This is a genomic window from Klebsiella sp. NPDC088457 (assembly GCF_044900465.1).
Classification (GTDB): domain Bacteria; phylum Pseudomonadota; class Gammaproteobacteria; order Enterobacterales; family Enterobacteriaceae; genus Klebsiella.
In genome coordinates this window covers 135,616-149,577 of sequence record NZ_JBJDNH010000001.1, presented here as the reverse complement: position 1 = coordinate 149,577, position 13,962 = coordinate 135,616, and the positions used below count along the sequence as shown (strand labels likewise).

Here is a 13,962-nt window from a genome sequence, read left to right as displayed (position 1 = left end):
CCAACAATGCTGACAGAAAACCAATATGAAGAAAGGAAAATAACTTTAGAAGGGATGTCAATTGGCGCTGTTTGGGGGGCTAGCAGACCTGATGAATTTGTTGGGGAAAAACATTACCCATTTCAAAAACAAAAGGATACATTTTTTTGGCTATTGAATAGACTGATGCGTGAGGGGAGAGTTAGATTAGCCAGTAACGGCAAGTATCTGGAAGGAAGCATCGACGAACAAATTTCCTTGTATCGTGAAAACTTTCCCAAAAACCAGGAGGAAATGGAAGAGGATGCTTTTGATGGCTTCTGGTTTCTGACGGAAAAATGCCCTGGCGGCATAGTCTGGATCCATGACAATGGCTATGAAGACTGGACCTGATACACCGCTAGTCATAACGGCTCTTCGGAGCCGTTATCCTTGAATATATCCCGCATAAACGCTGTTTGTCGGTCACGATACTGAAATTAACGGCGCTGCCTGCCTCTGATAGAGCCAACCTGGACAGACCAAAGGCAGGGTTATTGACGAACGAGCGGACAGGGCCTGCGCCTGACAAACTCGTCGCCTGATACTCTGCAAACTGCCGACGATCGTCTTTATCCAGAAGGCAGTATCGCAGCCTTTAACGTCTTGCAGAATCTAAAGTCAGCCATAAAACGCCAGCCGCTCGGCTAACAGGTCGACAAAACCCTCCCGGTCGACATCCAGCAACACCGTGGTATTCGGCTGCTTGCCGGTGAGGAAGTAATAATCGACCACCGTCATGCCCTGGGTATATTTCCCCTGGGTTTCCACGCCGACCCAGCGCTCAACGCTGGTAAACAGCTGCGGCTTCAGTAGCCAGGCGATGGTGCAGGGGTCGTGCAGCGGGGCGCCGGTGAAGCCCCATTTAGCATCCTTGTGATACTCCATAAAGAAGTCGAGTAGCTCGGCAACAATGGTGGCTACCGGGTTGCCGAGCTGGCGGAAACGTTCGATATCCAGGCCATGAATCTGCGCCTTATGGGTGACGTCCAGCCCGGCCATCACCACCGGAATACCCGACTGGAAGACGATCTCCGCCGCCTCCGGGTCGACGTAGATATTAAACTCGGCGGCGGGCTGCCAGTTGCCGAGCACCATCGCGCCGCCCATCATCACGATACGCGCGATCTTGTCATGCAGTTCCGGGTGGCTATTCAGCAGCAGGGCGACGTTGGTTTGCGGGCCGGTGGCGACAATCGTCACCGGCTGCGGGCTTTCGCGCAGCGTTTTCGCCATCAGCTCCACGGCGGTAACGCTCTGCGGGGCAAAATCAGGCTCCGGCAGCGCCGGGCCGTCGAGCCCGCTTTCGCCGTGAACGTTGTCAGCGATGATCAGCTCCCGCATCAGCGGCTTACGCGCGCCGCCGGCCACCGGAATATCCTGGCGTTGCAGCAGCGTCAGCATGCGCAGCACGTTACGCAGGGTTTTCTCCGGCGTCTGGTTACCGGCGGAGGAGGTGATGGCTTTGACGTCAAGTTCGGGTGAGGCGAGGGCGAGAACGATAGCGATGGCGTCATCATGACCCGGGTCGCAATCAAGGATGATTGGCAGTGCCATAGCGGCTCCTTTTTATGGGCGTTATTTGTGATAAGGGTAACGCTCTGGGGCACAACAGACGAGAAAGGATAAATCAAAGCGTGAAGTATGCCGCATTATGATGGTGAGGGGACGATTCCCCGCTGGCGCTGCGCTTACCGGCGCTGCGGGTTTGTGAGGGATATTCCCCCGTTCGCGCTACGCTTGCCGGGCTAAGAAGAAGTTCGAACCGGCAGCCGCCGGGTCAGGCGTTGACGCGTTGCCCGGGGTTGACCCCGGGCGACGGAGGATTACTCAAAGCGCCAGGCGAGATTCAGGCCCACGCCATAGTTACGTCCCGGCGCCGGCTCGTAGTAGCGACCATTGGACTCGTTGACAATCACCGAGCCGACGTAGCTGCGATCGAAGAGGTTATCCACGCGGCCAAACAGATCCATATCCAGCTTGCCGTAGCTCCACTTATAGCCGGTGGTGAGGCCGACCACCGTCCAGGACGGCGCTTTGGCGGTGTTCTCATCGTTAGCCATAATATCGCTCATATAGCGGATATCGCTGCCGGCGTACCAGCCGCGATCCGGCTGATAGCCAAATGAGGCGTAGCCCATATTACGGGCGATACCCGGAATACGATTGCCGTTGCAGCTGGCGTCGTCGCAAACGTTGGTCCGGTAGGTCGCATCCAGCCAGGTCCACGCGGCTTTCAGACGCCAGCTTTCGCCGAACTGCTGATCCAGCCCCAGCTCCATCCCCTGACGGCGGGTTTTACCGGCATTCTTGTAGCTGGTGCGCCCGCCGCTGCTGGCATCCACCACGATTTCGTTATCGGTATTGGTCTGGAACAGGGCGGCGGTAAACAGGCCATTGCCGACCCGCGTTTTACTGCCGATCTCAACCGTTTCATTGGTCGACGGCTGCAGGCCGAAATTGAGGCCGCTCTGGTCGCCTGAACGATAGGAGAGCTCGTTAATGGTCGGCGTTTCAAAACCGCGACCGGCGGAGAGATAGACGTTCCATGCCCCGGTGACCGCGTACTTCAACGACCCGGCCGGCAGCCATTTATGGTAGCTGGCGTCACCGCTGTCATCGCCGTTGCCTGGCGTAATGTAATAGTCGTTGGAGTCGAACCACACCGAGCTGTAGCGCACCCCGGCATCAAGGGAGAGTTTCTCCGTCAGCTGCCACTGAGTTTGCAGATAGGGGTCGATATTCCACATCAGGTTGCGTTCGTTACGGCGCAGATTACCCTCTTCGCCATACTGCGGCGTGCCGTTGACCATCACAAAATTTTCAAAGCCTTTGCGGCGCTCGCTCATGTTTTCGTAGTCGAGGCCGGTGGTGAAGGTGACCGGGACCAGTAGCTCGCCGCGGTGGGTCCAGCGGGTATCGATGCCCTGATAGTGGCGGGTCAGGTCAATCACGCCGCCGGCATGGCCAGGATTGAGCTGCGGCGCGCGGGGGATTGACTGATATTGCGTGGTTTCACGCTCGCCGGCGTACATCATCACGCTCAGGTCGTCCTGCTCGCTCAGCTGACGCTCATAGCGTAATCCCGCCTGGGTCTGCTTCGTCGATTTGCGGGTATTGTACTGATCGCCGCGCGGCGACTGGCGCGGGTTGTCCCGCCACTCATCCTCGCTCAAACCGCCGGCGTCATTGGCTTTAATGTCCACGCTGTTAAACAGCAAGGTCAGCTTGCTGACGTCGTTGATACGTACGCCGAGTTTGGCGTTGGCAAGATTTTTACGCGCGCCGCTGTGATCGCGATAGCCGTGGGTGGTAAAGCGGTTGGTCGACACGGTGTAATCGACGTCACCGGCGTGGGTGCCGTCGCCGACGGCGCCGGTGGCCTTCAGACCGTAGTGCCAGGTGCCGAAGCTACCGTAATAGCTACTGGCCTCGATGGTCGGCGGCTGGCCGCCGGTCTGGCTGGTTACGTTAATCACGCCGCCTGAGGAGTTGCCGTACAGCGCGGAGAACGGCCCGCGCAGGACGTCGATACTCTCGACGCTGCCGATATCAATATTCGAGGTTTGTCCCTGCCCATCGGGCATGGTTGCCGGAATCCCGTCGACGTAGATGCGTAGCCCGCGCACGCCGTAGGTGGAACGGGAGCCGAAACCGCGGATCGACAGCTGCAGGTCCTGGGCGTAATTCTGCCGGTTCTGCACCTGCAGGCCGGGTACCGCACCCAACGACTCGGAGAGATTCACCCGCGGCGTGGCCTGGCGCATCTCGTCGCCGTTGACGACGCTAACGGCGGCAGGAGTGTCGAGTTCGGAAACCGCCGTCGGGGCGGCGGTCACGACCATGGTTTGTTCGTCAGCGGCGCTGGCCTGCGCCACGCCAATCAGGGGAAAAAGCAGGGCAGGCAGCGCGACCGTACGCACGGAAAGGATTTTCATGGGAGCTACTCGTCAAACGAACCAAACGGAACATGTCCGCATATGTTAACTCTTTTGTAATTTTTTGAAAATTATTAACGGTGATTCCGTTAAAGAATGGCACCGAATGACTATTTTAGCCGCCAGTATGACGAAATAGCGCTCCACTTTAGGGCAAATAATGATTACTATTCGCATTTGAAAAATAGCGCAAAGCCATGACTTTGCGCCACGGAAGCAATGTCGAGCAGGCACATATTTGTTTTATCAAAGGGAGTCGTCATGTCATTACGTCATCTGTCCGCGCCGCGTCTGCGTCGTTCACTGTTATTAACCTCTTTACTGCTGGCAGGGAGCTTCAGCGCTCATGCGGCAGAAGAAATGCTGCGTAAAGCGGTCGGCAAGGGCGCATACGAAATGGCTTACAGCCAGCAAGAAAATGCGCTGTGGGTCGCTACCTCACAAAGCCGTTCTCTGGATAAAGGCGGGATTGTGTATCGTCTCGACCCGACCACCCTGGAGGTCACCCAGGTTATCCATAACGATCTGAAACCGTTCGGCGCGACCATCAACAACGCGACGCAAACGCTGTGGTTCGGTAATACCACCGACAGCACCGTCACCGCGATTGATGCGAAAACCGGCGCCGTCAAAGGCCGTCTGGTGCTGGACTCCCGTAAACGCAGCGAAACCGTGCGTCCGCTGGCGCCGCGTGAACTGGCGGTCAATGAAAAAACCAATACCGTCTATATCACCGGGCTGGGTAAAGAGAGCGTGATCTGGGTGGTCGACGGAGAAAAGCTGACGCTGAAAGAGACTATTACCAATACCGGCGCCATGGCGACCGGCCTGGCGGTGGATGCTGACGCGAAGCGGATCTACACCACCAACGCCGATGGCGAACTGCTGACCATCGACAGTGACAGCAACAAAATTCTGAGCCGTAAAAAGCTGCAGGATGACGGTAAAGAGCATTTCTATCTGAACCTGAGCCTCGATACCGCGGGTCACCGCGCCTTCATCACCGACAGCAAACAGCCGGAAGTGCTGGTTGTTGACCTGCGTGACGGTAAAGTGCTGGAGAAAATCGCCGCGCCGGAATCGCTGGCGGTGCTGTTCAACCCGACGCGTAACGAAGCCTACGTGACGCACCGTAAAGCCGGTGAAGTTAGCGTAATTGACGGTAAAACCTATAAGGTGGTAAAAACCTTCAAAACGCCAACCTTCCCGAACAGCCTGGCGCTCTCTGCCGACGGTAAAACGCTGTATGTCAGCGTGAAACAGGAATCTACCCGTCAGAAAGAAGCCACCCAGCCGGATGACGTTATCCGCATTGCGCTGTAAGTTATCTTTAAGGAGGGGGAAACCCCTCCAGTCCCGCGGAATCACCCTCTGTTACAAACACCTATTGGCCTCAGCAATGTAATGGTTTTACAATCAATGCTTTCCCGCTTACGTTAGGCGGCGATAAACATTCTGGAGGATGTATGAATAAGCCATTTATGGTTCTGTGCGCCGGCGCGATGCTGGCGCTGCTTGCGGGGTGTACTTCAAACTACGTGATCACCACGAAAAGTGGGCAGACCATTGTGACTCAGGGCAAGCCGCGTCTGGATAAAGACACCGGGATGACCAGCTACGTGGATGAATCTGGCCATCGTCGGCAGATTAACAGCAGCGATGTGTCGCAGCTGGTGGAAGATAACTAAGCAGCAAGTGGCGGTTTGCCCGCTGACGGACAAACCGCGCTAAGGTTATTTCTGTACAGTCGGCGCGTCCGGCGCCGTGCTGTGCACCGCCTGGACGCGCTTACGCACGCCGAACCAGCCGGCGACCAGCAGGACCGCAATCAGCGGAATCGAACCGATGGTGTAAGTGCCGTTCGGATAGTCGAAGGCCATCAGCACCAGCACGCTGAGCAGAAACAGCAGGGTCAGCCAGGAAGTAAACGGCGCGCCCGGCATTTTAAAGCTCACGTCCGCCGCTTTACCTTCCTTAATCGCTTTACGCAGCCGCATCTGGCACACCACGATAAAGCCCCACGACGCGATAATCCCCAGCGATGCCACGTTAAGGACAATCTCGAAGACCTGTGACGGCACCAGGTAGTTGAGGAATACGCCGACGACATACACCGCCAGCGTCGCCAGAATCCCGGCATACGGAACGTGGTGGCGGCTCATCTTCGACATAAACTTCGGCGCGGAACCGCCCATCGACATCGAACGCAGAATGCGCCCGGTGCAGTACAGGCCAGAGTTAAGGCTGGAGAGCGCGGCGGTCAGCACCACGATATTCATCACGCTACCGATATACGGTACCCCCAGCTTCGAGAAGAAGGTGACAAACGGACTTTGCCCCGCCTGATAGGCGTTCCACGGCAGCAGCAGAACCAGCAGCAGTACGGAGCCGACGTAGAACAGGCCGATACGCCAGATCACGCTGTTGATCGCGCGCGGCACCATGGTCTGCGGATCTTTACATTCACCGGCGGCGGTACCCACCAGTTCGATGGACGCAAAGGCGAACACCACCCCCTGAACCAGCACCAGCGCAGGCATCAGCCCGTGCGGGAACAGGCCGCCGTTATCGGTAATCAGGTGGAAGCCGGTGGCATTGCCGTCCAGCGGCTTGCCGCTGCCGAGGAAAATGGTCCCGACCACCAGGAAGGCGACAATCGCCAGCACTTTGACTAAGGCGAACCAGAATTCCATTTCGGCGAACCACTTCACGCCGATCATATTCATGGTGCCGACAATCGCCAGCGCGCCGAGGGCGAATACCCACTGCGGGACATCGCCGAAAGCGCCCCAGTAGTGCATGTACAGCGCCACGGCGGTGATGTCGACAATGCCGGTCATCGCCCAGTTGACGAAGTACATCCAGCCGGCAACGTAGGCCGCTTTTTCACCCAGAAATTCACGGGCGTAGGAGACGAAACTGCCGCTGGAAGGACGGTGGAGAACCAGTTCGCCGAGGGCGCGTAAGATGAAGAACGAGAACAGGCCGCAGACCAGATAAACCAGCGCCAGCGCGGGCCCTGCCATCTGTAAGCGCGCGCCTGCGCCGAGGAACAAACCGGTACCGATGGCGCCGCCGATGGCGATCATCTGCACCTGCCGGTTACCCATGGCCTTGTGATAGCCCGATTCGTGAGAGTTAAGCCAGTGACGCCTGGCGGCATGCTGTTCCGCCGCCGTGTTTTGCTTTGTATTCATTGATGTACCCATTTTCCTGTCAATGTCCATGAGTGGTTCATCGCACCGCTCAGTAGCAGCACGTTATGCTGGCTTTCCCATCATTCTGACGTAGGAGATAAGCACGGCATGGCGCAGCATCCTACACGTAACGAGATAGTGACGCACGTAAAACATTGCTGTAGCGCACTTGCTTAGATATCAATGAGTTCAATAGCGGAGGGCCGCCACCAGCAGGCTAAAAGCGGTGGTATGCTGGCGGCGGCTGGGGTAATAGAGGTGATAGCCGGCGAAGGAGGGGGTCCAGCTATCGAGCACCCGGATGAGTCGTCCCTCCGCCAGCGCCTGCCCGACGCTGTCCTCCGGGACATAGGCCAGCCCAAGCCCGGATTCGGCGGCATCAATCCGCTGCGCAAGGCTGTTGAGGGTGATTTGCCCCTCGACGCGTACCCGAACCTCGCGACCGTCCAGGGCAAACTCCCAGGCATAAATGCCGCCGAGGGTCGGCAGACGCATATTGATGCAGCGATGCTGTTCGAGGTCATATGGCGTTGACGGAATGCCAAAGCGCTGAAAATAGTCCGCCGAGCCGACCACCGCCATGCGCATATCGGGGGCGATACGCACGGCGATCATATCTCTGGCGACCTGTTCTCCGAGGCGAACGCCGGCGTCAAAGCGGCCATCGACGATGTCGGTCAGGCCGTTATCGACGGTGATTTCGATATTGATATCCGGGTATTGCCGCATAAAGTTTTTCAGCGCGGGCCACAGTACGGCGCTGGTGGCATGATCCCCGGCGGAGAGGCGGATGTTGCCCGCCGGCCGATCGCGGGTATCGCGCAGCGCATTGAGCTCCTGCTCGATCTCTTTCAGATGCGGGCCGAGACTCTGGAACAGTTTCTCACCGGCTTCGGTTGGCGCAACGTTGCGGGTCGTCCGGGTCAGGAGACGAACGTCGAGCCGGGCCTCGAGATTGCGCATCGCGTGGCTGAGGGCGGACTGTGAGACCCCGAGCTGGGCGGCCGCACGGGTAAAACTGCGCTCGCGGGCCACCACCATAAACGACAGCAGGTCGTTAACGTTTTCTTTTAACATCGTTTTCCCGCATTAATGAATTCTGCTCATGGTTCCTTTCTGATTTCGCAGTCTAATCCTCGCGGCAACATTGCGCTACCTTGAACAGACAGGTCAAGTTGAGAGGAGAGAAAAATGCATATTATCCGTAGCGGCTCGCAGCCTTCACGAAAAGGCCCGGACAGCTGGTTTACCGGGGACGTTCGCATTGACGCGCCGTTTCAGGCGACGGAGCCGGCGAAGGTCGGCGGCGCGACGGTCACCTTTGAGCCCGGCGCGCGGACGGCATGGCACACCCATCCGCTGGGCCAGACGCTGATCGTCACCCAGGGGCGCGGCTGGTTGCAGGAGTGGGGCAACGCGCCGCAGGCGTTGAACCAGGGCGATATCGCGTGGATCCCGCCGGGGGTTAAGCATTGGCACGGCGCCTGCAGCGATACCGCAATGGTGCATATCGCCATCGCCGAAGCCGAAAACGGCAGCCCGGTCACCTGGCTGGAAAAAGTGACCGACGAGCAGTATCCGGCAAGCTAATCGCCGCCGCTCGTCGGAAGGTGGGATACCCTGACGCCCGCCTTGCGGCGAGCCGGTAGCGCCGTTTCCCTTTTTCAGGCTATGATTCTCAGCCGGCAACCGCTGAGAGACAACGATGAAAATCAACGTAGTGGGCACCAGTGGCGTCGGCAAATCGACGCTGGCGCGCCGCCTGGCGCAGACGCTGTCCGTACCCTGTATCGAAATGGATCGTCTGTACTGGCTTGCGCAGTGGCAGGGGACGCCGGACGATGAGTTCTTCGCAAAAATCGCCGCCGCCACCGACGCCCCCGGCTGGGTGCTGGACGGCAATTACCACCGCAGCCGCCCGGTCAAGTGGCGCGAGGTCGATCTGGTGGTGTGGCTGGACTACGGTTTCTGCCGCACGCTGAGGCAGGCCGTCTGCCGGGCAGCCTCCCGCGCCAGCCGCCGCCAGGAGCTGTGGCCGGGGACCGGCAACCGTGAAAGCTTCCGTCGCTCTTTTTTTAGCCGCGAATCCATTATCTGGTGGACCATCAAAACCTGGAAACAAAATCGCCAGCGTTATCAGTCTGATATGGCCGACCCGGCGTATCGGCATATTCGCTTCGTACGCCTGCGTCACCCGCGGCAAACCGAGGAATTTATCCGCCAGCTACAGCGGCGGGTGGCGTCGCGTTAAGGGGGTATATCTATTTTCCGGCAGAGTACATGTAAATAAATTGTTTCTCAGTGGCCGCGGCAGATTCTAATAATGCAGGCATGTTAATTAATACGAGCCTGCGAAATGTCTTATCGAATCAGTATCCTGGATAAAAGTCCGCTGGCGGCGGGGGAAACGGCCGCTCAGGCGCTGACGCGTACATTAACGTTGGCGCAACAGGCGGAAGCCTGGGGCTATCACCGCTTCTGGATTGCCGAGCACCACAATACCGATCAATTAGCCAGCCCGTCGCCGGAAGTGGTGATCGCCTGGATCCTCGGCCAGACCCGCCAGATTCGCGTTGGTTCCGGCGGCGTCATGCTGCAGCACTACAGCCCGTATAAAGTGGCGGAAAACTTCAACCTGCTGGCCTCTATCGCGCCGGGCCGCGTCGATCTGGGCGTCGGTAAAGCCCCGGGCGGCCTGCCGCTGTCCACCCGCGCCCTGCAACAGGGATTGCATCCTGAAGAGGGGGGAACCTTTGCCGACCGCCTCGCGCAGCTGGATAACTGGCTGTCGCTTACCGATGCTGAAGGTGAGGAGAGCCTGCGCGCCACGCCAATCCCCCCGCGCCGCGCCGACGGTTTTCTGCTCGGCGCCAGCCTCGAAAGCGCCCAGCTGGCCGCTCAGCTGGACTGGAACTTTGTCTTTGCCGCCCACCTTAACGGCGATAAAACCCTGCTGCGCGATGTCCTGACCCGCTGGCGCGCCCTCAGCCGCCGGGACGCCATCGTCGCGGTGCAGGTCATCGTGGCGGAGGATAGCGCGACGGCGGCCGCGCTGGCTAAACAGGTCGAAGTCTGGGGCGTTGAACTGGAAAACGGCCAGCGGGTCACCGTCGGCAGCGAAGCGCAGGCCGCGGCTTTTGCGCGCCAGGCCGGGAGTCAGCCGACGCGGATCGCCCGTCGCGAGTCTTCGCTGCTGGCCGGCACCGCCGGGGAGGTCAAAACGCAGCTCGACGCCCTGCATAGCGCCTGGAATATTGACGAATTCATTATCGACACGCCGCTCAGCGAAGGGCAGGCGCGTCTCGACTCATTGCGCCTGCTGGCCCAGGCCCATCTAGGTGCGGAGGCGCTGCCATGAGCTTTGAACAACAGCTGATCAACTGGCGGCGCGAGCTGCATCAGTACCCGGAACTCTCCTTGCAGGAGGTGGCGACCACCGCGCGCATTCGCGACTGGCTCGAGAGCGGCGGCCTGCGGGTGTTGCCCTACGAGCTGAAAACCGGGCTGGTGGTGGAAGTCGGCAGCGGTGACAAGGTTATCGCCCTGCGGGCGGATATCGACGCGCTGCCGATTGCGGAGGCCACCGGTCTGCCGTATCGCTCGCAAAACGAGGGGGTGATGCACGCCTGCGGTCACGATATCCACACCAGCGTGATGTTGGGGGCTGCGCTGCTGCTGAAAGAACGGGAAGCGCAGCTGCCGGGCCGGGTGCGCATTTTGTTCCAGCCGGCGGAAGAGAACTTTGGCGGGGCGAAAACCCTGATTCGCGCCGGGGCGCTGGAGGGGGTCTCCGCGATCTTCGGCATGCACAATGAACCCGGCCTGCCGCTGGGCGAGTTCGCCACCCGCGGCGGGGCGTTCTACGCCAACGTCGATCGCTTCGTCTTTAAGGTCACCGGTAAAGGGGCGCATGCCGCCCGGCCGCACGAAGGCAAAGATGCGATTTTACTGGCCAGCCAGCTGGTCACCGTCCTGCAGAGCGTTGCCAGCCGCGAGGTGAATACCCTCGATTCGGTGGTCCTGAGCGTGACGCGGATCCAGGGCGGCAATACCTGGAACGTGCTGCCGGAAAGCGTGGAGCTTGAAGGGACCCTGCGTACCCACAGCAGCGAGGTGCAGCAGCGGGTCAAGGGGCGGGTCAGTGAAATTGCCGCCGGTTTCGCCAGCGCTTTTGGCGCGCAAATCGACGTCTTCTGGTACGCCGGGCCGACGGCGTTGGTCAATGACGAACGCTGGGCGGCATTTGCCAGCGAGGTTGCCGCACAGTCCGGCTACCGCACCCGTCATGCGGATCTGCACATGGGCGGCGAAGATTTCGCCGTTTACCTGCAGCATATTCCCGGCGCGTTTGTCAGCATCGGCAGCGCCAGCGAATTCGGTCTTCACCACCCGGCCTACAATCCGGATGACAACTTAATTGCTCCGGCGGCCCGCTATTTCGCGGCGCTGGCGCAACAGGCATTACGCCAGATTTAACGCCTGAGACCTCAGGCTTTTATTTTCATTTTCGGCAAGGAAAGGGGTTGCTATGTCTGAAAAACGACAACTGCGTCTGGGCACGATATTACATGGCGCATCGGGAAATATGTCGGCCTGGCGTCATCCGACCGCCCAGGCGGATGCCAGCATTAATTTTGAGTTCGTCAAACAGACGGCCTTAAAAGCGGAAGAGGGCAAGCTGGACTTTTTATTTGTCGCCGATGGCTTATATATTAACGAGAAATCGATCCCGCATTTTTTAAATCGCTTTGAACCGCTGACGGTACTGTCGACGCTGGCGGCGATCACCCGGCGGCTGGGGCTGGTCGGGACCCTGTCCACCTCCTATAGCGAGCCGTTCACCACCGCGAGACAGTTCGCCAGCCTTGACCACCTGAGCCAGGGGCGCGCGGGCTGGAACGTGGTGACGTCCCCCCTGGAAGGGTCGGCGAAGAACTTTTCCCGCGCCCGGCATCCTGACCACGCGCTGCGCTACCGCATCGCCGATGAATATTTACGCGTGGTCAAAGGCCTGTGGGATTCATGGGAAGAGGATGCCTTTGTGCGTAATAAAGCGACCGGCCAATTCTTCGATAAAAATAAGCTGCATACCCTCGATCATCACGGCGATTTTTTCCAGGTCGCCGGGCCGCTGAATATTTCCCGGACTCCGCAGGGACGGCCAATTATTTTTCAGGCCGGCGCCTCTGATGATGGCAAAAAGCTGGCGGCGAGTCATGCCGACGCCATTTTCACCCATCAGGCGTCGCTGCACGAAGCGCAGGCCTTTTATCGCGATGTCAAAAGTCAGCTGGCAGCCTATGGCCGCCGCGACGACCAGCTCCATATCTTCCAGGGAGTCAGCGTGATCGTCGGCGACGATGCCGACGATGTTGAACAGCAATATCAGACCACCGCCGCGCTGGTGTCGATCGAGGATGCCCTCAACTACCTTGGGCGCTATTTCGAACACCATGACTTTGCGCAGTACCCGCTGGATGAACCGTTCCCGGATATTGGCGACCTCGGCAAAAACAGCTTCCGCAGCACCACCGATGAAATCAAGCGCAACGCCCGCGAGCGCGGCCTGACCCTGCGCCAGGTCGCGCTGGAAGCCGCCAGCCCACGCCCGCGCTTTGCCGGGACGCCACAGCAGGTGGCCGACGGTCTACAACAGTGGTTTGAACAGCGCGCGGCCGACGGCTTCATTATCCAGGGCGGCACGCCGGATACCTTCCCGCGCTTTGTCGACCGGGTGGTGCCGATTCTGCAGGAGCGCGGGCTGTTCCGCCGGGAGTATCCGGGAACGACGCTGCGCGAAAGCCTGGGGCTGACGCTGCCGGTTAATCAATTCCAACAACAACAATAACAACAGAGAACTCTCGCTATGCAGAAAAAGTCACTTTTACTGGCGCTTGCCCTGGCCTTCAGCGCCCCGTTATGGGCGCAGGACGTCAACATTAACGGTACCGGGGTAAGTCTGGAGGCGAATAAAGCCCCGATTCACACGGCGAAAAATCCGCAGGCCATTGCCCTGTTGCCGGCCAACTATCACTTCGCGGTACCGGGGAAATTCACCGTGGCGGTGGCGGCGCTGAACTCACCGCCGCTGACCGTATTTTCGGATGATAACAAGACCCTGCTTGGCAGCGAGGCCGATATTGCCCGCCTGGTCGCCGATAGCCTCGGGCTGGAGCTGAACGTGGTGCCGACGTCATGGGAGGACTGGCCGCTGGGCGTGGCTTCCGGCAAATATGATGCCGCGATCAGCAATATTACCGTGACCAAAGAGCGTAAAGAGAAGTTCGATTTTGCCACCTACCGTAAGGATTCGCTGGGCTTCTACGTCAAGAGCACCAGCCCGCTGCACAAAATTGACACCGCCGGGGATATCGCCGGGCTGCGCATTATCGTCGGCTCCGGTACCAATCAGGAAGCCATTTTGCTGGCGTGGAATGCGGAAAACCTGCAGAAGGGGCTGAAGCCGTTTACCCCGGTCTACACCAAAGATGATGCCGCCCAGACGCTGGCGATCCAGTCCGGTCGCGCCGACGCCTTCTTTGGCCCGAACGTCATCGGGGCGTGGAAAGCGGCGCTGACCGGGAAAACCAAACTGGTTGGCAGCGTGGACGGCGGCTGGCCAAAAGCGGCGCATATTGCGGTTACGGTGAAAAAAGGCAGCGGCCTGGTGGATGCCGTGCAGGCGGCGCTGAACGGTACGATTAACAACGGCGATTACGCCAGGGTGCTTAACCGCTGGGGCGAAGGCGTGGAGAGCATCCCGCAATCAGAAATTAACCCGGCCGGGCTCGGCGATTAACAGGAGGCAG

General features: G+C 59.2%; 11 protein-coding genes and 1 pseudogene. 8 read left to right on the top strand and 4 right to left on the bottom strand.

What is annotated here, in order from left to right:
* Positions 1–6 precede the first annotated feature (6 nt).
* Complete coding sequence (locus ACI2JR_RS00665; protein ID WP_462477582.1) at positions 7–372, top strand: DUF596 domain-containing protein; 366 nt, start codon at positions 7–9, stop codon at positions 370–372.
* Positions 373–639: 267 nt separating this feature from the next.
* On the opposite strand, the gene rihA is transcribed toward ACI2JR_RS00665, so the two are convergent.
* Together rihA and pqqU are read right to left on the bottom strand one after the other, a co-directional pair.
* A complete protein-coding gene (rihA, locus tag ACI2JR_RS00660) occupies positions 640–1,575 on the bottom strand; it encodes a pyrimidine-specific ribonucleoside hydrolase RihA (protein WP_462477581.1) in 936 nt (311 codons plus the stop codon).
* A gap of 269 nt (positions 1,576–1,844) precedes the next feature.
* Complete coding sequence (pqqU, locus tag ACI2JR_RS00655) at positions 1,845–3,956, bottom strand: TonB-dependent receptor PqqU (protein ID WP_462477580.1); 2,112 nt, start codon at positions 3,954–3,956, stop codon at positions 1,845–1,847.
* 261 nt (positions 3,957–4,217) lie between these two features.
* Between pqqU and ACI2JR_RS00650 the strand changes: the two genes are divergently transcribed.
* Together ACI2JR_RS00650 and ACI2JR_RS00645 are read left to right on the top strand one after the other, a co-directional pair.
* Entirely contained in the window at positions 4,218–5,279 is a 1,062-nt protein-coding gene (locus ACI2JR_RS00650; protein WP_132730884.1) for a 7-bladed beta-propeller protein YncE, read from the top strand.
* 143 nt (positions 5,280–5,422) lie between these two features.
* On the top strand, positions 5,423–5,644 hold the full coding sequence (locus ACI2JR_RS00645) for a YgdI/YgdR family lipoprotein (protein WP_462477579.1): 222 nt from the start codon (positions 5,423–5,425) through the stop codon (positions 5,642–5,644).
* A 45-nt stretch (positions 5,645–5,689) separates the two neighbouring features.
* Here the strand turns inward: ACI2JR_RS00645 and ansP are convergent, their stop codons facing one another.
* Together ansP and ACI2JR_RS00635 are read right to left on the bottom strand one after the other, a co-directional pair.
* Positions 5,690–7,153: an L-asparagine permease gene (ansP, locus tag ACI2JR_RS00640; RefSeq protein ID WP_132730886.1), complete on the bottom strand. Its 1,464-nt coding sequence runs from the start codon at positions 7,151–7,153 to the stop codon at positions 5,690–5,692.
* 189 nt (positions 7,154–7,342) lie between these two features.
* Complete coding sequence (locus tag ACI2JR_RS00635; protein WP_462477578.1) at positions 7,343–8,230, bottom strand: LysR family transcriptional regulator; 888 nt, start codon at positions 8,228–8,230, stop codon at positions 7,343–7,345.
* A gap of 114 nt (positions 8,231–8,344) precedes the next feature.
* On the opposite strand from ACI2JR_RS00635, the gene ACI2JR_RS00630 reads away from it, so the two are divergent.
* The 5 genes and pseudogenes from ACI2JR_RS00630 (at position 8,345) to ACI2JR_RS00610 (ending at position 13,952) form a co-directional block, all read left to right on the top strand.
* Complete coding sequence (locus ACI2JR_RS00630; protein ID WP_132730888.1) at positions 8,345–8,743, top strand: (R)-mandelonitrile lyase; 399 nt, start codon at positions 8,345–8,347, stop codon at positions 8,741–8,743.
* Between the two features lie 115 nt (positions 8,744–8,858).
* Positions 8,859–9,404 (top strand): AAA family ATPase, encoded by a 546-nt coding sequence (locus ACI2JR_RS00625; RefSeq protein ID WP_462477577.1) that lies wholly within the window; start codon positions 8,859–8,861, stop codon positions 9,402–9,404.
* A gap of 105 nt (positions 9,405–9,509) precedes the next feature.
* Positions 9,510–10,511 carry an MsnO8 family LLM class oxidoreductase gene (locus ACI2JR_RS00620; protein WP_462477576.1) on the top strand — a complete coding sequence of 334 codons (1,002 nt, stop codon included), beginning with the start codon at positions 9,510–9,512 and terminating at the stop codon, positions 10,509–10,511.
* Entirely contained in the window at positions 10,508–11,629 is a 1,122-nt protein-coding gene (locus ACI2JR_RS00615) for a M20 peptidase aminoacylase family protein (protein WP_462477575.1), read from the top strand. Before ACI2JR_RS00620 ends, ACI2JR_RS00615 begins: the two co-directional genes overlap by 4 nt.
* Before the next feature lie 52 nt (positions 11,630–11,681).
* A pseudogene (locus ACI2JR_RS00610) lies at positions 11,682–13,952 on the top strand (NtaA/DmoA family FMN-dependent monooxygenase).
* The last annotated feature ends 10 nt before the right edge of the window (positions 13,953–13,962 follow it).

What these genes read in the sequence shown, in the direction of transcription:
- ACI2JR_RS00650 (WP_132730884.1), top strand. Translation starts at nt 4,218, where the DNA reads ATGTCATTACGTCATCTGTCCGCGCCGCGTCTGCGTCGTTCACTGTTA.
- ACI2JR_RS00615 (WP_462477575.1), top strand. Translation starts at nt 10,508, where the DNA reads ATGAGCTTTGAACAACAGCTGATCAACTGGCGGCGCGAGCTGCATCAG.
- rihA (WP_462477581.1), bottom strand. Translation starts at nt 1,575, where the DNA reads ATGGCACTGCCAATCATCCTTGATTGCGACCCGGGTCATGATGACGCC.
- ansP (WP_132730886.1), bottom strand. Translation starts at nt 7,153, where the DNA reads ATGAATACAAAGCAAAACACGGCGGCGGAACAGCATGCCGCCAGGCGT.
- ACI2JR_RS00630 (WP_132730888.1), top strand. Translation starts at nt 8,345, where the DNA reads ATGCATATTATCCGTAGCGGCTCGCAGCCTTCACGAAAAGGCCCGGAC.
- ACI2JR_RS00620 (WP_462477576.1), top strand. Translation starts at nt 9,510, where the DNA reads ATGTCTTATCGAATCAGTATCCTGGATAAAAGTCCGCTGGCGGCGGGG.
- pqqU (WP_462477580.1), bottom strand. Translation starts at nt 3,956, where the DNA reads ATGAAAATCCTTTCCGTGCGTACGGTCGCGCTGCCTGCCCTGCTTTTT.
- ACI2JR_RS00645 (WP_462477579.1), top strand. Translation starts at nt 5,423, where the DNA reads ATGAATAAGCCATTTATGGTTCTGTGCGCCGGCGCGATGCTGGCGCTG.
- ACI2JR_RS00635 (WP_462477578.1), bottom strand. Translation starts at nt 8,230, where the DNA reads ATGTTAAAAGAAAACGTTAACGACCTGCTGTCGTTTATGGTGGTGGCC.
- ACI2JR_RS00665 (WP_462477582.1), top strand. Translation starts at nt 7, where the DNA reads ATGCTGACAGAAAACCAATATGAAGAAAGGAAAATAACTTTAGAAGGG.
- ACI2JR_RS00625 (WP_462477577.1), top strand. Translation starts at nt 8,859, where the DNA reads ATGAAAATCAACGTAGTGGGCACCAGTGGCGTCGGCAAATCGACGCTG.